This window comes from Corynebacterium lujinxingii, assembly GCF_014490555.1.
Classification (GTDB): Bacteria; Actinomycetota; Actinomycetes; order Mycobacteriales; family Mycobacteriaceae; genus Corynebacterium; species Corynebacterium lujinxingii.
Genome location: NZ_CP061032.1, coordinates 1,018,554 through 1,039,858, shown reverse-complemented (window position 1 = coordinate 1,039,858; position 21,305 = coordinate 1,018,554). Strand labels below are relative to the sequence as shown.

General features: G+C 64.4%; 20 protein-coding genes. 6 read left to right on the top strand and 14 right to left on the bottom strand.

What is annotated here, in order from left to right; translation table 11 throughout:
* Positions 1 to 7: 7 nt before the first annotated feature.
* From IAU68_RS05175 to IAU68_RS05155, 5 genes are read right to left on the bottom strand one after another with little or no spacing between them, the layout of a single operon-like run.
* Positions 8 to 1,024 carry a 3-isopropylmalate dehydrogenase gene (locus tag IAU68_RS05175; protein ID WP_171193414.1) on the bottom strand — a complete coding sequence of 339 codons (1,017 nt, stop codon included), beginning with the start codon at positions 1,022 to 1,024 and terminating at the stop codon, positions 8 to 10.
* Between the two features lie 55 nt (positions 1,025 to 1,079).
* Positions 1,080 to 2,024, bottom strand: a complete 945-nt coding sequence (locus IAU68_RS05170; protein WP_171193415.1) for a hydroxyacid dehydrogenase — start codon at positions 2,022 to 2,024, stop codon at positions 1,080 to 1,082.
* A gap of 38 nt (positions 2,025 to 2,062) precedes the next feature.
* Complete coding sequence (locus IAU68_RS05165; protein WP_171193416.1) at positions 2,063 to 2,926, bottom strand: hypothetical protein; 864 nt, start codon at positions 2,924 to 2,926, stop codon at positions 2,063 to 2,065.
* 11 nt (positions 2,927 to 2,937) lie between these two features.
* On the bottom strand, positions 2,938 to 4,725 hold the full coding sequence (locus tag IAU68_RS05160) for a DUF262 domain-containing protein (RefSeq protein ID WP_171193417.1): 1,788 nt from the start codon (positions 4,723 to 4,725) through the stop codon (positions 2,938 to 2,940).
* A gap of 21 nt (positions 4,726 to 4,746) precedes the next feature.
* On the bottom strand, positions 4,747 to 5,652 hold the full coding sequence (locus IAU68_RS05155; RefSeq protein WP_171193418.1) for a cation diffusion facilitator family transporter: 906 nt from the start codon (positions 5,650 to 5,652) through the stop codon (positions 4,747 to 4,749).
* Positions 5,653 to 5,897: 245 nt separating this feature from the next.
* Here IAU68_RS05155 and IAU68_RS05150 point away from each other — a divergent pair, with 245 nt between their 5' ends.
* Positions 5,898 to 6,458 carry a hypothetical protein gene (locus tag IAU68_RS05150; RefSeq protein ID WP_171193419.1) on the top strand — a complete coding sequence of 187 codons (561 nt, stop codon included), beginning with the start codon at positions 5,898 to 5,900 and terminating at the stop codon, positions 6,456 to 6,458.
* A 410-nt stretch (positions 6,459 to 6,868) separates the two neighbouring features.
* On the opposite strand, the gene ilvC is transcribed toward IAU68_RS05150, so the two are convergent.
* From ilvC to IAU68_RS05135, 3 genes are all read right to left on the bottom strand, one after another.
* On the bottom strand, positions 6,869 to 7,885 hold the full coding sequence (ilvC, locus tag IAU68_RS05145) for a ketol-acid reductoisomerase (protein WP_171193420.1): 1,017 nt from the start codon (positions 7,883 to 7,885) through the stop codon (positions 6,869 to 6,871).
* Between the two features lie 74 nt (positions 7,886 to 7,959).
* Positions 7,960 to 8,478, bottom strand: coding sequence for an acetolactate synthase small subunit (gene ilvN, locus IAU68_RS05140; RefSeq protein WP_171193421.1), 519 nt, complete (start codon positions 8,476 to 8,478; stop codon positions 7,960 to 7,962).
* Between the two features lie 4 nt (positions 8,479 to 8,482).
* Positions 8,483 to 10,282 carry an acetolactate synthase large subunit gene (locus tag IAU68_RS05135; protein WP_231699103.1) on the bottom strand — a complete coding sequence of 600 codons (1,800 nt, stop codon included), beginning with the start codon at positions 10,280 to 10,282 and terminating at the stop codon, positions 8,483 to 8,485.
* A 328-nt stretch (positions 10,283 to 10,610) separates the two neighbouring features.
* Between IAU68_RS05135 and IAU68_RS05130 the strand changes: the two genes are divergently transcribed.
* On the top strand, positions 10,611 to 11,147 hold the full coding sequence (locus IAU68_RS05130) for a PH domain-containing protein (RefSeq protein WP_171193422.1): 537 nt from the start codon (positions 10,611 to 10,613) through the stop codon (positions 11,145 to 11,147).
* Between the two features lie 5 nt (positions 11,148 to 11,152).
* Entirely contained in the window at positions 11,153 to 12,991 is a 1,839-nt protein-coding gene (gene ilvD, locus IAU68_RS05125; RefSeq protein WP_171193423.1) for a dihydroxy-acid dehydratase, read from the top strand.
* 1 nt (position 12,992) lies between these two features.
* Here ilvD and IAU68_RS05120 read toward each other — a convergent pair whose 3' ends face one another.
* Complete coding sequence (locus IAU68_RS05120; RefSeq protein ID WP_171193424.1) at positions 12,993 to 13,817, bottom strand: DoxX family protein; 825 nt, start codon at positions 13,815 to 13,817, stop codon at positions 12,993 to 12,995.
* Positions 13,818 to 13,973: 156 nt separating this feature from the next.
* On the opposite strand from IAU68_RS05120, the gene IAU68_RS05115 reads away from it, so the two are divergent.
* Positions 13,974 to 15,377 (top strand): YkvI family membrane protein, encoded by a 1,404-nt coding sequence (locus IAU68_RS05115; protein ID WP_171193425.1) that lies wholly within the window; start codon positions 13,974 to 13,976, stop codon positions 15,375 to 15,377.
* 177 nt (positions 15,378 to 15,554) lie between these two features.
* Here IAU68_RS05115 and IAU68_RS05110 read toward each other — a convergent pair whose 3' ends face one another.
* The 4 genes from IAU68_RS05110 to IAU68_RS05095 all read right to left on the bottom strand — a co-directional run bounded on the left by IAU68_RS05110 (position 15,555) and on the right by IAU68_RS05095 (position 18,865).
* Positions 15,555 to 15,737 (bottom strand): type II toxin-antitoxin system prevent-host-death family antitoxin, encoded by a 183-nt coding sequence (locus IAU68_RS05110; RefSeq protein WP_171193646.1) that lies wholly within the window; start codon positions 15,735 to 15,737, stop codon positions 15,555 to 15,557.
* A gap of 17 nt (positions 15,738 to 15,754) precedes the next feature.
* Positions 15,755 to 17,257, bottom strand: a complete 1,503-nt coding sequence (gene gatB / locus IAU68_RS05105) for an Asp-tRNA(Asn)/Glu-tRNA(Gln) amidotransferase subunit GatB (RefSeq protein WP_171193426.1) — start codon at positions 17,255 to 17,257, stop codon at positions 15,755 to 15,757.
* Positions 17,258 to 17,348: 91 nt separating this feature from the next.
* Positions 17,349 to 18,305 carry a bile acid:sodium symporter family protein gene (locus IAU68_RS05100; RefSeq protein ID WP_171193427.1) on the bottom strand — a complete coding sequence of 319 codons (957 nt, stop codon included), beginning with the start codon at positions 18,303 to 18,305 and terminating at the stop codon, positions 17,349 to 17,351.
* 47 nt (positions 18,306 to 18,352) lie between these two features.
* A complete protein-coding gene (locus IAU68_RS05095; RefSeq protein ID WP_171193428.1) occupies positions 18,353 to 18,865 on the bottom strand; it encodes a mismatch-specific DNA-glycosylase in 513 nt (170 codons plus the stop codon).
* 59 nt (positions 18,866 to 18,924) lie between these two features.
* Between IAU68_RS05095 and IAU68_RS05090 the strand changes: the two genes are divergently transcribed.
* Positions 18,925 to 19,452, top strand: coding sequence for a hypothetical protein (locus IAU68_RS05090; protein WP_171193429.1), 528 nt, complete (start codon positions 18,925 to 18,927; stop codon positions 19,450 to 19,452).
* A 2-nt stretch (positions 19,453 to 19,454) separates the two neighbouring features.
* Positions 19,455 to 20,267 (top strand): PrsW family glutamic-type intramembrane protease, encoded by an 813-nt coding sequence (locus IAU68_RS05085; RefSeq protein ID WP_171193430.1) that lies wholly within the window; start codon positions 19,455 to 19,457, stop codon positions 20,265 to 20,267.
* Here the strand turns inward: IAU68_RS05085 and IAU68_RS05080 are convergent.
* A complete protein-coding gene (locus IAU68_RS05080; protein ID WP_171193431.1) occupies positions 20,264 to 21,295 on the bottom strand; it encodes an ATP-dependent 6-phosphofructokinase in 1,032 nt (343 codons plus the stop codon). The two genes, IAU68_RS05085 and IAU68_RS05080, sit on opposite strands and share 4 nt — an antisense overlap.
* Positions 21,296 to 21,305: the final 10 nt, after the last annotated feature.

Below are 21,305 nucleotides of genomic sequence, written 5' to 3'. Positions count from 1 at the left end.
CTAAACACTACGCGAGCGCGGCGGCGATGCGGTCACCCACCTCGGCGGTTCGCACGGGTGTGTCGCCGCGCTGGCTCACGTCGTGCTCCACTGCTGCTTCGATACGCGAGGCGTTGGTCTCGTCGCCAATAAAGCGCAGCATCATGGCCACCGAAAGGATCATCGCGGTCGGGTCCGCGATCCCTTGGCCTGCGATGTCGGGGGCGGAGCCGTGGACTGGCTCGAACATCGACGGGTGCTCGCCAGCGGCGTTGATGCAGCCCGAGCTGGCCAGGCCGACGCCGCCGGCGACTGCGCCCGCGAGGTCGGTGAGGATGTCGCCGAAGAGGTTGTCCGTGACGATGACGTCATAGCGCGACGGGTCTTGCACCATGTAGATCGTGGCGGCGTCGATGTGGTTGTAGTCCACCTGCACTTCCGGGAACTCGGCGGCGAGCTCGTCGACGACACGCTGCCACAGCCCACCGGCGTTGACCAACACGTTCGTCTTGTGCACGAGCGTGACCTTTTTGTTGCGGGTCATCGCCAGTTCAAAGGCGTAGCGCGCGACACGCTCGGCGCCGAAGTAGGTGTTTTGCGACACCTCCGATGCAACCTCGTGCGGGGTGCCTTGACGCAGCGTTCCGCCGTTGCCCGCATAGAGTCCCTCGGTGCCCTCGCGCACGACGATGAAGTCGATCTCGCCGGGGTTGGCCAACGGGCTCGTCGACGTGGGGTACAGCTTCGAGGGGCGCAGGTTGACGTAGTGGTCCAACTTGAAGCGCAGCGGCAGCAGCAGGCCGCGCTCGAGCACGCCGGCCGGAACACGCTCCGGATCGCCGATGGCGCCGAGCAGGATGGCGTCGTGCTCGCGCAGGCTGGCCAGGTCGTCGTCGGTAAGCAGCTCCCCGTTGCGCAGGTAGCGGCGGGCGCCGAGGTCGTAGTCGGTCGTCTCCACGTCGTCGCGGACGGCGCGCAGCACCTTGAGGCCTTCCTCCATGACCTCCGGGCCGATGCCGTCGCCTGCAATCACCGCAATTTTCATATTTTGGGACACCTTTCTCACTGTGTAGACGCTGGCGCCCAGAGTAGCACTCCCGCTAGACGACGACACCCGGCGCGCCCCCGCCGCGAAGCACCGCGAGCACCGCGTGCGCGATGTCGGTGCCGGCCCGGTCTTGCGCCTCCTGGGTCGCAGCGCCCAAATGCGGCGTGACGACGACCCCGTCCAGCCCCACAAGCGGCGAGCTTTCAGGCGGTTCTTGCTCGAACACGTCGATGCCCGCAGCGCGGATGCGCCCGTCTCGTAGGGCGTTGGCAAGCGCATGCTCGTCGACGACTCCCCCGCGCGCCGCGTTGACCAGAATTTGCCCGGGCTTGGCGTGCGAGAGCAGGCGCGTATCGACGAGCCCGTGCGTTTCCGGCACCTTTGGCACGTGCACCGAGACGAAGTCTGAGACGGCCATGAGCTCCTCGAGCGGCACGATGCGCACCCCGAGGCGCTGCGCGGCTTCACGATCGGGGTACGGATCCGCCGCGACCACCGTGGTACCGAAGGCGGAAATACGCTCGGCGAACAGCTGCCCCACCCGGCCGAAGCCGATCACGCCGACCGTCTTGCCGAACACTTCCACGCCCTGGAACCTGGAGCGGTCCCATCCCCCGCCGCGCACGGAGGCGTCAGCCGCCGGGATGTGCCGCGCGGCGGCAAGCAGCAGCGCGATGGCGTGCTCGCAGGCGGAGTGGATGTTCGCCGTCGGGGTGTTAACTACCGTCACCCCGCGCGTGCGGGCCGCGTCGAGGTCGATGTTGTCCACGCCCACCCCGGCGCGGCCGACGACGCGCAGGTCCGACGCGGCGTCGAACACGTCACGGTCGACGGTGGTGGCCGAGCGCACGATGAGCGCGTCGGCGTGGGTGACCGCTTCCAACAGTTCCGCCCGGCGCGTGCCAGCTACGCGCTGCACGGTGGCGTTACTGCGCAGGATGGTTTCGGCGGCCGGCGCGATGGGGTCTGCGATGACGATGCGGGGGTTCGAATGCATTAGTTAAGTCTAATACCTCGCGGTGTGGTGGCGCCTTGCTACGGCGCCCTGTAGTGCCGTTCCGCCTGGCGGATCCGGAAGCCGAGTTCTTCGCTGCTGCCGAACTGGCTGCCGAGCGCGATGAGCGGGTTGTCCCCCAGCCCCGCCATTGCGAACAGTGTCTCCTGGGCGCGGCGCGGGTCCGCCAGCGGCACCATGGTGACGGTCGCCCCGTAACCGCGGGCGTTAGCGATCGACGGGATGGACGACTCCCAGGTGGCCACCACCTGTGGCGCCATGTTGGCGTCGCGGCGCGACTGGACCGGAAACGGCTCGGCCTTAGCGCCGGGTTTGGTCACCGGGTCGGCCCATGCGGCGCGCAGCCATGTCGGGTCGTTCTGGTCGATGTCAGCCACAGCGCGGGCAGCGTCGTTGACATCGCGTACCAGCTGCTCTTTAAACCGCAGCGACGTCATCTCCCCGAGGGCGCGGATCCCGCCCGGGTCGCGGCGGATGCGCATTGCGCCTGACGACGGCGCCATCGCCACATCGCCCACCGTGAGCACGGTGACGGTGCGCATGTCCGCGATCAGGGAGACGTAGTCGGCGTGGCGTGCGGTGTCGTAGACAAGCATCGGGGCGTGCGCCGCCACGGCAATCGAGGCGGCGCGTAGTTGGGCCTCGAGGGTGTCGTCGCAAAGCACGAGCGTCTCGGAGCGCGGGAAGAACATCGATGCGGTCTCGAAGCCGAGCGGGTCATCTACCACAGTCGGCTCGGCGGGAAACTCCGCCGACACGTGGCGGGCGAGATTGGCGGTTTTCGCTTGCTCGAGGGCGTCGAGTTGGACGTCCGGTGTGCAGCCGGCCAACAGTGCCGCACCACTGACAGCGCACACTGCGGTGCGGAATCGCGAAGTGTTCAAGGTCGCTGCGCTTACCCTTCTGCCGGTTCGTCGGCCTGCGCGGGGCCGGGCTGGTGCCAATCCCGGACCGCGTCGCGGTCCATGGCGTACTCGATCATGCCGATGAAGCGTTCGCGGCGGTCGTCGAGAAAGCCCTGCCAATCGGATCGCATCAGCATATCGGCATCGATTTCGTGGCCTTCGACGACGGCGTCGAACTCGTCGTCGTCAAGCAGCGACTTCGACTGCAGGCGGGGAAGGTAGCGCTTCGGCTCGTTGTCCTCCACAACCAGTTCCGTGCGTCTGCCCATCGGGGTGCGGTTGAGCACCGAATTCGCGACGTCGCCAGTGACACCGTGGGCGGCCAGGTATTTATTCGGGAACACGCGGCAAAAACGCGGCTTCAGATCGAAAACAGTGTCTTCGTTAAACAGCTCGCCGGTGCGCCAATCGCGTGCTCCGCGAGACATCAGCAGCGAGTACAACCCGCGGTAGACGCCCGACTCCGGCCCAGCGGTCAACAGCCGCGATTCGTGGAAGCGCGCGTCCGCCACTGTGCGCGGCACCGTATCGGTCTCGCCGCGCACCCACGGGGTGACCTCGGTGACGTCCACACCGATGCGGATCGTCGGGGCGTGCGAGCCGTAGAGCTCGCCGAAGATGCCCGACCAGAACCAGCGGTTGAGCCGGTCCTGTGCCTGCGGCTCCGCAAGCGCGTCCGGCGTCTCCGCCAGCCGCGCGAGGATGACCGCCAAGGGGATCAGCTGCGCCGGATACGGCACCTGGGCCGCTGCTACGATCCGGCGCTCGCTCAAAAACTGCGCCGCTGTCTCGAAACCGCGCACCATCTCCTCGGCGTGCGCGAGGTATTCCTCGAGCGTGATGTTCAAAATATCGCCGCGGTGCCCCAGTGCCGGGCCGCGCCGGCTCGTCAACAGCAGCGACAACGCGCGCAAGAAGTCCACGCGGGTAAGGCCGTCTAACACCGGGTAATCGTGGAGCTGCTTGGTCACCCCCGCCCAGTGGCGGGCCAGCTCAAATTCCGGGTCCTGGGTGGCGAAAACCGCGGTGAGCAGCTCGAAGACATCCATTTGCACCCCGGCAGAGTTGGCGAAGGCGAAGATCTGCCCCACCCCGGCCTGCGACGTTTCCCGCTCGAGGCGGATGACCGGGATGTCGTACGCCGGAAGACCCTTCATCACCTCATCGATGAACTGCTTCACGGCAGTGCGCACATTTTCGTCGCCGCTATTCGCCGCCATGTCGACGAGTAAGTCGTTGCCTTCCTTCCACAGCAGCGTCGACACCGGAATCACCGCGTGTTCCACCATGTCGTCCACCGTCTGGATCCCGCCCGGGATCTCGGGGCCGAAGTGCGAGCGCACCACTCCGTGCTCGTCGACAGCAAAGACCGCCTCCACCGGCATCGGCGCGTGGGAGACTGCCTTGCGCACGTCCACCATGAACCGACGGGTGATCGCACGGCCGAGATAGTCCACTGTATGCACCTGCCCGTCGCCCTGAAAAGCGTGGAACAGGGAGGTGAGGCGCTGCTGACCGTCGAGAAGCACAAGCCCGGGCTGCGTGTCGCCCGCCTGCACCCCCTCTAGCGGACGCGGACGGAAACGCTGCGCCGTATTGCGCGTGTCCAGCGCAAGAAACGACCCCACCGGGTAGCCGCGCAGCACAGACGTCACCAGCGTGCGCACCCGGTCCACATCCCAGATGTAGGAGCGCTGGAAATCCGGCAGTTGCAACTCGCCGCGCTCGGCGCGGGAAAACAGGTCAGTCAGCGAATAACTCGGCGTGGTAAACCCCATGCGGCCAAGCGTAGGCCACAATCAGCACACCGTCTCGTGGTCGATATGCTCCGGCGGCTCAATTTGCACCGTCGCGTGCCCCGCGCCCAACTCCTTCAATTCCGCCTGCACACGGTCGAGCAACTTGTTCCTGTCGCGCCCCTCGCCAGCCACAATGTGCACCGTCGCAATCACCGACACCCCGTCTAGCGACCACAGGTGCAGATCGTGCAAGTCCGCCACCCCGTCCACTCCGCGCAATTGCGTCTCGACGACCCGCGCATCGAACCCATCCGGCACCCGCTCCAACATCACGCCGGCCGACTCCGTCATCAACGCCCACGCACGCGGAAACACCATCGCGGCGATGAGCAACGAGGCGATCGGGTCGGCGGCTGTAAAACCGGTCGTCGCAACGATTGCTCCCGCGACCAACACCGCCACGGAGCCGAGCATGTCTACCAGCACATGCAGGTATGCCCCGCGCACGTTGATCGAGTCGCCCTGCTGCGCACGCAGCATCCACGCCGAGAGCGCGTTGGCCACCAACCCAATCGCCGCGACAATCATCATCGGGCCGGTCTCAATCGGCTCCGGCGTGCGCAGCCGGCCGATCGCCTCCACCGCGATCCACACCGACACCGCCAGCACCGTCGCCGCGTTCACCAGCGCAGCGAGCACCTCCACCCGGCGGTAACCGTAGGTCGCGCGCGAATTCGCGGCCCGCTTGCCGACGAGCACCGCCGCCAGCGCGACGATCAACCCGGCGGCGTCGGAAAGCATGTGCATTGCATCCGCAAGCAGTGCCACCGAGCCGGAGATGATCCCGCCCGCCAACTCGGCGAAAAACACCGTCGCGGTAATCGTGAGCGCCCCCGCAATCGCCATCAGCGGCGCGTCCTGCGGGGACGAATGGGCGTGCACGTGGCCGTGGTTGTGGTGGTTCATAACGACCAACCATAGAGAACCCGCACTGTTACTGACAACTTATTGAAAATGAATCCAGCTTCAACGAGCGGCGCCCTCACGAGGGGAAACTCCGCAAAATCCCTCAAGTAGGGCTTAAGAATCACGCCGCCTACACCCGCATTTTTGCTACTCTGGGTGACCGTTCACACAAAGTGTTGCCCGTGTGGAACGCGCATGCGTTTCTCGCGGACAGGGCTGAGTTAACACGAAAGGACTTTTAGACAATGACGAACCCGAACGATCCGAAGAACATCGATCCGCGCAATATCGACCCGAAGGACCTCCCGAAGGACGTTAACGCCCGCGACATCGATGCACGCGACATCGACGCGAAGCGTGTCACCGAGCCGGCCAAGGATGTCCGCGCCGAGCGCACCACCACCGAGCGCACCACCGGCACCACCCCGGCCCGCACCACCGGCGGCTCCACCGCAGTCACCGACGAAGACAACGGTGGCGGCGGCTGGTGGAAGTGGCTGCTGGGCATCCTGGCGGCGCTGCTGCTGATCGCTCTGCTGTGGTCGCTGTTCTCTGGTGACGACGAGGGCGACAACGAGACCGTCACCTCCACCACCACCGCGGCAACCGAGGTCGTCAACGAGACCACCACCGTCGAGGGCGGCGCCGCTAACGAGTCCGCCGCAGTCGAGGAGTCCGCTCCGGCCGAGGCCGACGCTGACGCGACCGAGACCAACGTCGTCGACCAGGCAACCGACGCAGTCGTCCCGGAGGACGCACCGAACGCTGAGGACGTCACCGATGCTGTCGTTCCGGAGACCAACTAAGCTCCACTCGCCGTTTACGGCTTCTCCCCCGCAACCGGGTTTTCCCGGGGCGGGGGTTTTCCTTTTGCCCCAAATGCTTACCCCAGGATGCGTACCCTGCCTAGATGCTTACTGCAGGACGCGTATCCCCCGCCGTCGTGGTCACGGCGGCGTCTCGACCAATAGGCATCCTGGGGTAAGCATCCTGGGCGCCGAGCCGGTCTATTTGTGAGGGGCAGGATGTGAGGGGGTCGCCGTCGCCAACAAGCACCCCACCCATCGATGGCGGACCCTTCACATCCTGCCCCTCACATCTGGCCAGTTTCCGGCACCGGGGCGGTTTACAGGAGAGGAGCCAACGCCGGGAACCCCGGACACGACAATGCCCCCGGCGACCGCGCATGCGGCCCGGGGGCGGAGCACCTGCTGGTTTAGCGGGCGGTGTCGGTGAGCGGGTTCTTCACCCAGCTCATCATGTCGCGAAGTTCCGCACCAGTCTTTTCGATCGGGTGGTTGGAGACCTTCTCGCGCAGGTCTTCGAGCTCCTTGTTACCGCCTTCGACGTTTGCGACGAGGCGCTTGGTAAAGGTGCCGTCCTGGATGTCCTTCAGGATGTCGCGCATGCGGCCCTTGACGCTGTCGTCGATAAGGCGCGGGCCCGACAGGTAGCCACCGAACTCAGCGGTGTCCGAGATGGAGTAATTCATGTTGGCGATGCCGCCTTCGTAGATGAGGTCGACGATCAGCTTCATCTCGTGGAGGCACTCGAAGTAGGCCATCTCCGGCTCGTAGCCGGCTTCGACGAGGACGTCGAAACCGCCCATGATGAGATCTTCCAGGCCACCGCAGAGCACTGCCTGCTCGCCGAAGAGGTCGGTGACGGTCTCCGCCTCGAAGGTGGTCGGGATGACACCCGCACGGGCACCGCCGATGGCAGCGGCGTAGGACAGGGCAAGGTCGCGGCCGTTGCCCTTCGGGTCCTGGTCGACAGCGATGAGGCAAGGCACGCCCTTGCCGTCGGCGAAGGTGCGGCGCACCAGGTGGCCCGGGCCCTTCGGAGCGACCATGGCGACGGTGATGTTGTCAGCCGGGGTGATCAGGTCGAAATGGATGTTCAGGCCGTGGCCGAAGAACAGTGCGTCGCCGTCCTTGAGGTTCGGCTCGATGTCTTCGGTGAAGATCTTCGCCTGTGAGGTGTCCGGGGCGAGCAGCATGATCACGTCGGCCCATGCTGCGGCGTCGGCGTTAGTCTTGACCTCGAAGCCAGCCTCGCGGGCCTTCTCGGCGGACTTGGAGCCTTCGCGAAGGCCGACGACAACCTCGACGCCCGACTCGCGCAGGTTCTGCGCGTGGGCGTGACCCTGGGAGCCGTAGCCAATGATTGCGACCTTCTTGCCCTGGATCAGGGACAGGTCTGCGTCTTGGTCGTAAAGCACTTCAATAGCCATGTTTCCTCACTACTTCCTTCATCTTGTGAGACGGACGTTTCACATTATGACACAGCCGCCTCGAGCTTTGTTGTTTAGTCGGGCACTGTCATGGTTTTCGAGCCGCGGGTGAGCGCGACTGTGCCGGAGCGCGCCAGCTCGCGGATCCCGAAGGAGTCCATGACTTCCAAAAACGCCTTGAGCTTCGAGCTCTCCCCCGTCGCTTCGATGACCACGGAGTCCACGGCAACGTCGACGACGCGGGCGCGGAACAGGTTCGCCGCATCCACCACTTGCGGGCGGGTTTGGTTGTCCGCGGTGACTTTGACCAACAGGAGTTGGCGGCCGACGGTGGTGTCGCTATCCAGCTGCTGCACCTTGAGCACCTGGATGAGTTTGTAGAGCTGCTTGACAATCTGCTCGACCGAGCGCTCCGTCGCATCGACGACGACGGTAAGGCGGTTAATGCCTTCCTTCGATGTCTTCGCGGAGACGAGGGAGACCAGGTTGTAAGCGCGGCGGGTAAACAGCGCGGTGACGCGGGTGATGATGCCGTCCACGTCCTCCACCAGCACCGACAGCGTGTGGCGGGTGATTGCTTCTGGTTGCGTCATGGTGTTAGTTCCCTTCCTGCTCCGCCACGGCGGTCTCGATCGTTTCGCTGATTGCCGCGGGCGATTCCGCGGCGGACTCTTCCTCGTCGAAGAACGGACGCATACCGCGCGCGTACTCGATGTCGCTATTCGACGACCCGGCGGCGATCATCGGCCACACCTGGGCGTCCTCGCCGACGATGAACTCAATGACCACAGGCCGGTCGTTGATCTCGCGGGCGCGCTGGATGGCGGGCTCGACTTCTTCTTCTGTGGTCACTCGGATCGCCACCGCGCCGAGCGCCTCGGAGAGCTGGACGAAGTCCGGCACATAAGTCTCCCCTCCGAGCTTCGTGTGGGAATAGTGGCCGTCGTAAAACAGCGTCTGCCACTGGCGCACCATGCCCAGGTTACCGTTGTTGATCAGCGCGACCTTGAACGGGAAGCCCTCGAGTGCCGCGGTGGTGATCTCCTGGTTGGTCATTTGGAAGCAGCCGTCGCCGTCGATGGCCCACACCTCGGCCTCCGGATGCGCGGCCTTGACACCGAGCGCCGCTGGGATGGCGTAGCCCATCGTGCCGGCACCGCCGGAGTTGATCCAGTGGCGCGGGGTTTCAAAGTCGACGAACTGCGCTGACCACATCTGGTGCTGGCCCACGCCCGAGCAGTAGTACGCGTCCGGACCCGCCAGCCGAGACAGTGTCTCGATGACGTACTGCGGCGCTAGCGTGCCGTCGGCGTGCTTGTCGTAACCACGGGGGAAGCGATCTTTCAGCCCCTGCAACCGCTCGATCCAGAGCGCGATGTCCGGGGCCTTAGTCTTGCCGGATTCGCTGAAGCAATCGGTCAGCTCGGACAGGACACGTTTGGCATCGCCGACGATCGGCACGTCCACGGCGCGGATCTTGCCGATCTCCGCCGGGTCAATATCGGCGTGGATAACCTTGGCCAGCGGGGCGAAGGTGTCGGTGTCGCCGGTGACGCGGTCGTCGAAACGCGTGCCAACCGCGATGAGCAGATCGGACTCCTGAAACGCGCCGACAGCCGGCACCGAGCCGTGCATGCCCGGCATGCCCAGGTACAGCGGATGCGACTGCGGGAACGCGCCGAGCGCCATGAGAGTGGTCACCACCGGGATGCCTGTCGCCTCCACGAACTCGGCCAACTGCTTGTGGGCCTCCGCCTTGACGACGCCGCCGCCGATATAGAGCACCGGGCGCTTGGCTTCGGCGATCATCTTCGCGGCCTGCGCAATCTGGCGGTTGTGCGGCTTCGTGTTCGGCTTGTACCCGGCCAGGTCGATGGTCGGCGGCCAGTTGAAGTCGATCACCGCGTTCTGGATGTCCTTCGGGATGTCCACCAGCACCGGCCCCGGACGTCCGGTCGAGGCGATATGAAACGCCGCGGCGAGCGCGTACGGGATCTCGTCCGGGTCGGTGACCATGAAGTTGTGTTTGGTGATCGGCATCGTAATGCCGCGGATGTCGGCCTCCTGGAACGCGTCGGTGCCCAGCAGCGGCGAACCGACCTGACCGGTGATGGCAACCAGCGGCACCGAATCCAGGTGCGCGTCCGCGATTGCGGTCACCAGGTTGGTCGCGCCCGGGCCGGAGGTGGCGATGCACACGCCGACCTTGCCCGAGGCCACCGCGTAGCCTTCCGCCGCGTGTCCTGCACCCTGCTCGTGACGCACCAGCACGTGGCGGAGTTTCTCGGCGTCGAAGAGGGCGTCGTAAAGCGGAAGCACCGCGCCGCCTGGCAGGCCGAAGACAATCTCCGTGCCCAGTTCTTCCAGGCTCCGGACGACCGCTTGTGCGCCCGTCATTCGCTCCGGCCCATTGGCCTCCGTTGCGGGGGTTGGTTGTGAACCTGCCACCGTTGCACGCTCCTTGCTCGAAATCCTAAAAATAAAAGCCCCCGGTGAGCGTGTGCTCTCGAGGGCGCTTGGTGTGTTCTGCGGCGTGTAAAACAACCCGCTACGGCAAGCGCCGAGAGGGAAGAATAATTACAAGTCGCTGAGTGAACATGAGCATCACATTAGTGAGCCACCGCACTCCCCGCGTATTTTTATTCATCGCTCACGCTTGACGACGACCCCTGCCCCCGCACTCCGGTTCCATTCCCCGTGGCAGCGGTGACTAGCATGCCGATGTATGGCTGCCACGCTGGAAACATCCCCGAAAGTCTTCAGACCCACGCGCGAGCACATCCTCGCAATCCTTATCGCGACCGGTATCGCGCTCATGGGAATTCTCTGGGCCCCGAAATACCTGTTCTGGCTGCTCATCTTCCCCGCCGTCTGGTTGGCGTGGGTGCTCGCATCGTCCACCACGGTGAGCGAGAAAGGCATCGCCACGAAATACCTCGTGCGCAAGAACGCGTTTTTGCCGTGGGAGAAGCTCGCCGGCATCGCGTTCAAGGGCTCGCAGGCTCGCTTAACGACGACCGACGGCACCGAATATCCGCTGCCCGGCGTAACGTTCAACTCGTTGCCGGATTTGGCGGAGGCCTCGAACGGCCGCATCACCGATGTGATTACTGCTGCGCAGGAAGCCGCCGACGGCAAGTACGAAATCATCGATAAAGAGGGCTACCGGGTGCTGCTCACACGCAAGGAGTACGACGACTACGTGGCCGAACACCCCGACCTGCCCGGACCGCGCCCTTCCGCGAACGAACCTAAGGAGTAAGCCCAATGATCCCGCTTCGCTCACGCGTCACCACCGTCGGCCGCCAGGCTGCTGGCGCCCGCGCCCTGTGGCGCGCCACCGGCACCGGCGAGCACGAATTCGGCAAACCGATCGTGGCCATCGTGAACTCCTACACCCAGTTCGTGCCGGGGCACGTCCACCTCAAGGAAGTCGGCGACATCGTGGCCGACGCCGTGCGCGCGGCCGGCGGTGTGCCCAAGGAGTTCAACACCATCGCTGTCGACGACGGCATCGCCATGGGGCACTCCGGCATGCTCTACTCCCTACCGTCGCGCGAAATCATCACCGATTCGGTGGAGTACATGGTCAACGCCCACACCGTGGACGCCATGGTGTGCATCTCCAACTGCGACAAGATCACCCCGGGCATGCTCAACGCCGCGATGCGTCTGAACATCCCGGCTGTGTTCGTCTCCGGCGGGCCGATGGAGGCAGGCAAGGCCTTCTCCGTCGGCGGGGTAACCAAGCCGAAGTCGGATCTTGTCGATGCAATCTCGCTGTCCGCCAACGACTCCGTCTCAGACACGGAGCTCGACGATATCGCCAACAGCGCCTGCCCCACCTGCGGGTCCTGCTCAGGCATGTTCACCGCGAACTCCATGAACTGCCTGACGGAAGCACTCGGCTTGTCGTTGCCGGGCAACGGCACCACATTGGCCACCCACACCGCGCGCCGCGATCTGTTTGAACAGGCCGGCCAAACTGTGATGGATCTGTGCGAGCGCTACTACGGCCAGGGCGACGAATCCGTCCTGCCGCGCAACATCGCCACCGTCGACGCGTTCCGCAACGCTATGGCGCTGGATATGGCGATGGGCGGCTCCACAAACACGATCCTGCACATCCTCGCCGCGGCGCAGGAAGGTGGGGTCGATTTCGACCTCAACGACATCGACGACCTGTCCCACCAGATCCCATGTCTGTCCAAGGTCGCGCCAAACGGCGACGCCCACGTCGAAGACGTGCACCGCGCCGGCGGCATCCCCGCCATCTTGGGCGAACTCCACCGCGCTGGTCTGCTCAATGATGGTGTGCACTCGATCGCCTACTCGTCGCTAAGCGAATGGCTCGCCGACTGGGACATCCGCAGCGGCACCGCAACCGACGAGGCGCTCGAGCTCTACCACGCCGCGCCTGGCGGGCAGCGCACGACCGAAGCGTTCTCGCAAAGCGCACGCTGGTCAGACCTGGACACCGACGCGAAAAATGGTGTCATCCACGACGTCGAGCACCCGTTCACCTCCGACGGTGGCCTGGTTGTGCTGCGCGGCAACCTCGCACCGGACGGCGCGATTTTGAAGACCGCCGGCGTGGAGGAAGGCCTGTGGGAGTTCACCGGACCCGCGCGAGTGGTCGACTCGCAGGAGCAGGCGGTGTCCATGATCCTCAACCGCGAGGTGCTCGAGGGCGAGGTTGTGGTCATCCGCTACGAAGGTCCCGCAGGTGGCCCGGGCATGCAGGAGATGCTGCACCCGACGTCCTTCCTCAAGGGCGCCGGCCTGGGCAAGAAGTGCGCGCTGATCACCGACGGCCGCTTCTCCGGCGGCACCTCGGGCCTGTCCATCGGCCACATCTCCCCCGAGGCTGCGGCAGGTGGCCTGATCGGCCTGATCGAAAACGGCGATGCCATCTCGATCTCCGTGTCCAACCGCGAGTTGAAGTTGGATGTGCCGGAGGAGGAGCTGCGGGCTCGTCGTGAAGCTATGGACGCCTCCGACAACCCCTGGACGCCGAACCGGGGCCGTGAGGTGTCGAAGGCGTTGCGCGCGTACGCGAAGATGGCCACCAGTGCCGATAAGGGCGCTGTGCGCCAGGTGGATTAAATTAGGCGAACGGGTTGATGCCGGTGCCGAACCACCAGGCCAACCCGGCTGCCGCAAGACCAACCAGAGCGCAGATCCAGGAGGAGACCAGCGGGCGCTTCGCCCAACCGCGGGAGGCGTCGATGCCGTAGCGGCCCGGGCCGGTGAACTGGACCGCAAGCGACGCGGCGAGCAGCATCACCGGCACCCAAGTCTCCGCGTTCCAGGCGAAAACGTTGAAGGTGTCCGCAGCCTCGATGGCGTGCAGCGCGAGGAAGCCGGTGACCGCGATTGCGACACCCGCCGCGATCGGACCGAGCAGACCCAAGACGAGGAACACGCCGGCGGCCAACTCGAGGGTCGGCACCACAACGGCCAGGCCGTTGCCGTACGGGTAGTCCGCGAACGCGTTCTCGAGCCCGGAGATGCCTTCGTTGCCGCCAAGGCGGAAGAAGGTGCCCACCGAATCGATGATCAGGTAGGCGCCGAGGAATAGGCGAAGCAGGAACAGGCCGAGGTCGGTGGTGCCGCGGCGCGTCTCCTCTTCTTCAACCACGACGGGCGCGGCCGGCTCGACCGGCGCCGGCTCGACGGTCTCTTCAACGTAGGTGGTCGACGCTGCCGGGGCGATGGTCTCCGACTCGCGGGTGAACGCGGATGTCACCGGCGCAGGTTCCGTGCGGGAAGTCTGCGCGGCCTTATCGGCGCTCAGGTGCACCTCTTCGGTTGCCTTGTTCGGCTGCTGAAACACCTCGGTGGCATTGTCGCCGGTGTATTCCGGCACGTCGGCGGTGTGTTCCAGGTTGTTGATGTCATCGGGCGTGAGATCGCGTGGGTTTTTAGCCATGCCCCACAATTTAGGCGAAAACCTATGAATGCTCTGTCAACTCGCCGGGTGCGCTGCACGAATATCCTCCGCTCGAGTTCGCGCTAGGCCGACAATGGTGTTACCGTACTCCCCGCTCTAAACCCTTTACGTTGATTTATATAAGGACTTATCTCGATGGCTAAAACCTTCAAGATCGCCCTCGCGCTCGTGGGCCTGACCGTGGGCGCGGGCTTCGCGTCCGGCCAGGAGGTGATCCAGTACTTCCTGTCGTTCGGTTACTGGGGCATCCTTGGCGCCGCCGTGGCCGGTACCGCGATCGCCGTGTTCAGTGCCTGGGTCTACCAGCTGGGCTCCTACTACCTGGCAGATAACCACAGTGTTGTCTTCCGCAGCGTGTCCAGACCGTGGCTGGCCAAGTACATGGACATCACCACCATGTTCACCCTGTTTTGCATCGGGTTTGTCATGGTCGCCGGCGCCGGCGCCAACATGGAGCAGCAGTTCGGCTTCCCCACCTGGGTCGGCTCGGCCATCATGGTCGTGTTGCTCGTGCTGTCTGGCTTCCTGGACGTGGACAAACTCACCAGTGTGATTTCTTTTATCACGCCGCTGCTGATTATCTGCCTGCTCGGCGCGTTTGTCATCACCCTGATGAACATTCCGGACGATTTCGGCTACATCAACGAGATCGCCCAGACGAACCCGCACGCCTCCGGCACGTTCGACAACTGGCTGATCACCGCGCTGAACTACGCCACGCTGGTGATGATCATGGACACCTCCATGATGCTGGTCTTCGCCGGCTCTCACATGAACCCGGCGCAGACAGGTAAGGGCGGCCTGCTCGGCGGCGTCATGTTCGCCGTCCTGCTGATGATCTTGGTGTTCATCCTCTTCTGCAACATGGAAGACGTCATGGACGCGGACCTTCCACTGCTCATGGTCTTCGACAACATGCACCCGTCTGTCGGCGTGTTCGTCTCCATCGTGATCTACCTGATGATCTACAACACCGCCGTCGGCCTGTTCTACGCGCTCGGTCGCCGTCTGAGCAACGACAAGCCGGGCAAGTTCCGCCCGTACTACTTCGCCGTTGTCGCTGTCGGGTTCGCGCTGTCGTTCATCGGTTTCGCGGATCTGGTCGGCTGGGTCTATCCGGTGCTGGGCTACCTCGGCCTGGTGCTCGGCATCGTCATGGGTGTCGCCTGGTTCCGCGACCGCAAGGACATTCAGGACGAGACCGGCCGCCGCGAACGCCTCGCGGAACTTGCGAGCACCCAACTTGATCCGGAAGCCGACGACCTCACCGGCGAGGAGCGCAACGAGGTCGACGAGCTGACCTCCGGGTCCAACGTTGGCGGCAAGGACCTCTGGCAGTCCGTGCAGGAGGAGGTCGCGGCCGATATGCACGCGGACTCCTCCAGCGACTTCGACATCAAGACCGTCCCGGCGCTCGATCCCGAGTCCGACTCCTACGCCGGCGCCCCCGACACTCCTGGTGAGGACATCCACTGGCAGTCCTACGAGGAGATGTACAAAACTGGCGAGTTCCCGGCCGTGAAGCCCGAGGACAAGTAGCCCGCTTACCGACGACAACACCCCGGCCAAGGCAATCCTGGCCGGGGCCTTTCGTTGCGGGGGTTCCTTACAGTTCCCAGTCCTCCGGTAGCGAGTTCGCCCAGCCAGCAACTCCTGCATGCACCCGACCCGGCGGCTTGCGTAACTCGCTGATCACGTTGGTGTCAAGCAAGTACCTCAAAAGTCGACGCTCCGCGGCGCGAACCCTACTCGCGGTGGATCAAAATCGATGTCATCTTCCGGCATCTGAATCGATGCCACCCACCCTGAGTCTTTACCTGAGAGACGACGGTAGGCATCGATCGAGAGCAAGACATGCGAAGGCTCACCTCGGTCGGTAACCACTACAGGTTGCTCCAGCGCCGCACGCTTCGTTGCTACTCAGCCAACTTCTTCGCGATCAGCTGGTTGACCTGGCCCGGGTCTGCCTTGCCCTGGGTCGCCTTCATCACGGCACCCACGATGGCGCCGGTGACCTTCTTGTTGCCGGCGCGGTACTTCTCGACGATGTCCGGGTTCGCGGCCAGCGCTTCGTCGACAGCCTTTTCGATGGCGCCGTCGTCACGCACCACCTCGAGGCCGCGCTTGGCGACGACCTCGTCCACGTTGCCGTCCCCCTCAATCACGCCGTCGATGGCCTGACGGCCCAGCTTCGTGGTCAGCTTGCCTTCCTTGACCAGCTCAACCACGCGCGCGACGTCGTGTGCTGTCACGCCGAGTGCGTCGAGGTCCTTGCCCGCCTCGTTGGCCTTGCCGGCGATGTAGGACACCCACCAGGCGCGCGCCTCGTCCGGGGTCGCACCCGCCTCGACCGTGTCCACGATGAGGTCGAGCGCACCGGCGTTGACCAGGTCGCGGAACTCCTTTTCCGGCAGCTTCCACTCCTCCTGGATACGCGCGCGGCGCACCCACGGCAGCTCCGGCAGCGTCGCTCGGATTTCCTCAACCCATTCCGGCTTCGCAATCACCGGCGGCAGGTCCGGGTCGTTGAAGTAGCGGTAATCGGAAGCTTCTTCCTTCGGACGGCCCTTCGAGGTGGTGCCGTCCTTTTCCTGGTAGTGGCGGGTCTCCTGAACGATCTCCTCGCCGTTATCCAGCGCGGCCGCCTGGCGCTGCATCTCGAAGCGCACTGCCTGCTCGACCGACTTGAGCGAGTTGATGTTCTTCGTCTCGGTGCGGGTGCCGAACTCCTCCTGGCCCACCGGGCGCAGGGAGACGTTGGCGTCGCAACGCATGCTGCCCTGGTCCATGCGCGCGTCAGAGACGCCGAGCGCCTTGACCAGCTCGCGCAGGGCACCGACGTATGCCTTGGCCACCTCGGGGGCGCGCTCGCCGGCGCCGATGATCGGCTTAGTCACGATCTCGATAAGCGGGATACCCGCGCGGTTGCAGTCCACCAGCGACGCGGTAGCACCCGTGATGCGGCCGGAGGCGGAGCCCAGGTGAGTGAGCTTTCCGGTATCTTCCTCCATGTGGGCGCGCTCGATCTCCACGCGCCACTCGGTGCCGTCCTCGAGCACGACGTCGAGGTAGCCGTCGTAAGCAATCGGCTCGTCGTACTGCGAAATCTGGTAGTTCTTCGGCTGGTCCGGGTAGAAGTAGTTCTTGCGCGCAAAGCGGGAGGACTCGGCGATCTTGCAATTGAGTGCCAGACCGATCTTGATGGCCCACTCCACGCCCTTGGCGTTGACCACCGGCAGCGCGCCCGGCAGCCCAAGGGAGACCGGGTCGACGTTTGTGTTCGGCTCCGCGCCGAAGTGGGCGGAGGAGGTGGAAAACATCTTCGTCTCGGTCGCGAGCTCGACGTGGACCTCCAGGCCCATCACCGGGTCGTACTTTTCCAGTACCTCGTCGTAATCCATCAGATCGTAGGCAGTCATGGTCGCTAAGTGTAGTGCCCGCTACCCCACTCGCGTTTGATGGGACGGCGGTAATCCGGCGACCGAGCGCCGGACCCGTGAAGGCTGCCTACTACCGGCTGTTATCGCGGGTGCGGAACACCGCCGCCGTCATGGCACCAGAGAGGTTATGCCAGACGGAAAACACTGCTGCCGGCAGGGCCGCCAGCGGGCTCATATAGGCAGTCGCGAGCGTGGCAGCCATCCCGGAGTTTTGCATGCCCACCTCGATGGAAAGTGTCCTCGCGCTCGCTTCCGGCAGCCGCGCGAATTTTCCGGTGAGGTACCCCAACACCAGACCAAACAAGTTATGCAGAACCACAGCCAGCAGGACGACGAGACCAGCTTCCAGGAGCTTGTCGCGCGAACCAGAAACAACAATGGCAACGATCATAGAAATAGCAACCACAGAAACCCAGGGCAGGCCAGGCAACACCGCCTGCACCGCACGTGGTGCGAGCAGGCGAACTGCAAATCCGAGTGTGACTGGCAACAACACCATCTTCACGATGGACCACGCCATTGCACCGGCACTGACGGACATATGATGACCGGCCAACCAGAGGGTAAGCAGCGGTGTCAACAGTGGAGCGAGCAGGGTGGATACCGAGGTCATAGTCACCGACAAAGCGACGTCGCCTCGCGCGAGATAACTAACCACGTTGGAGGCAGTACCACCCGGCGTGCAGCCAACCAGAATGACACCGGCGGCAATCTCAGGCGGCAGACCCAGCACCCACGTCACTGCCACAGCCACCAGCGGCATGATGACAAACTGCGCGACTACGCCAACCAACACCGGCAAGGGATGCTTCGCCACATATGCAAAGTCTTTTCCAGTGAGTGTCAGTCCCATGCCGAACATCACAAGACCGAGCAACCACGTGGTCCATCCGGATATCGGCGCGACTGCCCCGGGAGCGAAATAGCCGACCACGCCACCCACAATCACCAGTAGCGGAAAGCCGAGAGTTGCGAAGAATGCCGAGCGGTCCTCGGCTGACTTGGCGTTCACATGCGCGTTGCTCATAACGTGGGATACTACTTCCACGTTATGAGACTGTCGCGCTTAGGCTCTCACGCGGTGGAATCCCACACCTCGCGGTAGCTCTCCGCCAGGGACGCCACCGATTCGTGCGCGTTGAGCCCGCTCGGGTTGCCCACCACCCACACCGGCACCCCGGCAAGGGTCTCGGGCTGGAGGCCGCGGGTTGCCTTTGGTCGTCGGTAAGCATCGCGGTATGCACCGATACCTGCGAACATCACGGCCTTGGGCTGGTGCTTAGCGACGGCGTCCCGCACCACCTGTCCTCCTTGCACCATCTCTTCGCGGGTGAGCTCGGACGCACGCGGTGTCATCCGGTTCACCAGGTTGGTAAATCCGATGCCGAGATCGGCCAGCATGGTGGCGTCGTCGTCACGCAAACCTTTGTCGGCATGGACGCGGTACGGAGTGATGCCGGCTGCCTCAAGCGCCGGCCAGAACCTATTGCCGGGGTACGCAAACGGCGCGTCCACTTCTTCGGTGAGGCGGCCGGGGTTGATGCCGACGATAAGCAGACGGCAAGGGTCGGGAATGCGATCGTGCATAACGACGAGCCTAGCCACCGCTGCGGGCGGAACGCTTCGGTTGTATCGTATGCGCCATTATGAATGATTCGAACGTTTCCCGGGCACCGGTCGTGCTCGGAGTTATTCTTTTTGTCTTTGTAACGATCGTCTTGGTCGTGCCGCGTGCCGTTGGCGATGCCACTGACCCGTCGGGCGCGTCAGAGCAGCCCGTCGAAATCGGCGGCCTCGCCATCTCGGACGGCGACGGCACGCTGAAGTGCGCGAGCTCGTCTAATTTCACGAGCCGCACCCGCGTCTGGGACTGCGCCGACACCCGGATCATGGCCCGCACCGAGGCCACCCCGGACGACCAGGAAAACGCGATCGCCCGCGTCTACCGCGCCGCAAAGCTTGCGCCCTCGGTAGACCCCGACGGTGTCGAGAACCCGCGCGACGGCGTATGGGTGAAACGCAGCGAGGAGACCGGGGAATACGCGCTTGTCGCTGTATCCGTCGCCGACGGCGCATCCACCCGCTTTTTCACAATCGGCGGACCGGATGCCCACGATCTCGCCGCGCGGCTCGTTGATGCAGCCCCGGCTGAAGACTTGAAGGAGGCACAGTAACTATGAAATCCACACCCATACTGCGCCTTATCGCGGCGGCCCTTTTCCTCGCCGCCGCAGGATGGACGGCGTTCTACCTCGCTGACATGCCGTTCAACCCCGCTACCGCAGGTATAAGCGCTCTGATCGGCGCCTGCTGGTTGCTCATCGCCTGGCTGGCATTGCGCAACCACCCCGGCAGGATTGGCAGCGCCACTCCAGCATTCATCTTCGCGGGCTTTTTCGCCGGCGCGGCACTGCTGTCCCCCACGGTTTTCGCAAACAACACCGTCAAAGTGTTGCAAAGCCGGCTCGGCTTCGACGACCTCGTTTTCGGGCTGCTCTCGCCGACCGCGGAGGAGCTACTGAAGTTCACCGCAGTCTTCGTACTGTGCACAATGGTCTTTCGCATCCGCCGCCCGATCGAGGCAGTCACCGTCGCTATCGCCGTCGGGTTCGGTTTCTCCGCTGCGGAAAACACGATCTACATCCTGCAAGGCGCGTTGGAACACCTCAACTCCGACGTCGAAGGTGCGCTCATCGCCATCGGCATGCGCACCGCGGCCGTACCGTGGGCACATGCGGTATTCACCGGGTTAAGTGCGTGGGGCCTCGGCTGCTTCCTGTGCCGGCCGGACAAGTCCCTCCTTTGGCGCGTAGGTCGGCTCGTCGGCTGGTACGTCGTCGGCTACGCCGCCCACGCCGTGTTCAACTCCGCGGCGGAGCTGCCCAACGAGGTCGCTGCCACCGTTGCCTTCTTCGCGGTTATCGCCTTTTCTTGGATTGGCGGGATTTGGCTGTACGCGCGCAGCCGCAAGATCGGGCGCCGAGATTAAGTGAACATCGCCTTCGCCGTGGCGTAGCGGCCTTCCGGGACTGTCTTCAACTGCGCGACGGCGTCCTCGAGCGCCACGAGGTCGATGTTCTCGCCGTGCAGCGCGACACACTTGCCGAAGTTGCCGTCATGCGCGGCGCGGGTGGCGTGCACGCCGTAGCGGGTGGCCAGCACGCGGTCGTACGCCGTCGGTGTGCCGCCACGCTGAGTGTGGCCGAGCACCGTAGTGCGCACGTCGTAGCCGAGGCGTTTTTTCACTTCGTCGCCAATGATCTGCCCCATGCCGTTGAAGGTTTTGTGGCCAAACTCGTCCTCTTCGCCGAGGCCGGCATCCATCGTGCCTTCCTTCGGCACGGCGCCTTCGGCAACGACGATAATGCCGTACTTCTCCCCCATCTGGAAGCGGCGCTCCATGGCCTTGCAGATATCGGCGATGTCGAAGGGCTCTTCTGGGATGACGGTGTAGTGCGCGCCACCGGCCATGCCTGCGTGCAGCGCGATCCAGCCGACGTGGCGGCCCATGACCTCGACGATGAGAATGCGGTTGTGAGACTCGGCGGTGGTGTGCAGCCGGTCGATGGCGTCGGTGGCCACGGACACTGCTGTGTCGAAGCCGAACGTGTAGTCGGTGGCGGCGACGTCGTTGTCGATGGTCTTAGGCACGCCGACGACCGGGATGCCGTTGTCGGAGAGCCACTTCGCGCCCTTTAAGGTTCCTTCACCGCCGATGGCGATGAGCGCGTCGATACCGGCGTCGTCGAGGTTCGCCTTAATCGTGTCGATGCCGGCTTTGAACTTGTCCGGGTGCAGCCGGCCGGTGCCCAGGATGGTGCCGCCGCGCAGTAGCAGCGAGTCCATATAGGCGTCGTCGTAAAGATCCACCCGGTTGTCGTCGATGAGTCCGACCCACCCGTCGAGGTAACCCACGACGGTGGAGTTGTACTCGTTGCTCGCCGTCCGCACGATGCCGCGGATCACGGCGTTAAGGCCGGGGCAATCGCCCCCGGAGGTCAAGGTGGCAAGTCGCATGTCCGCCAGC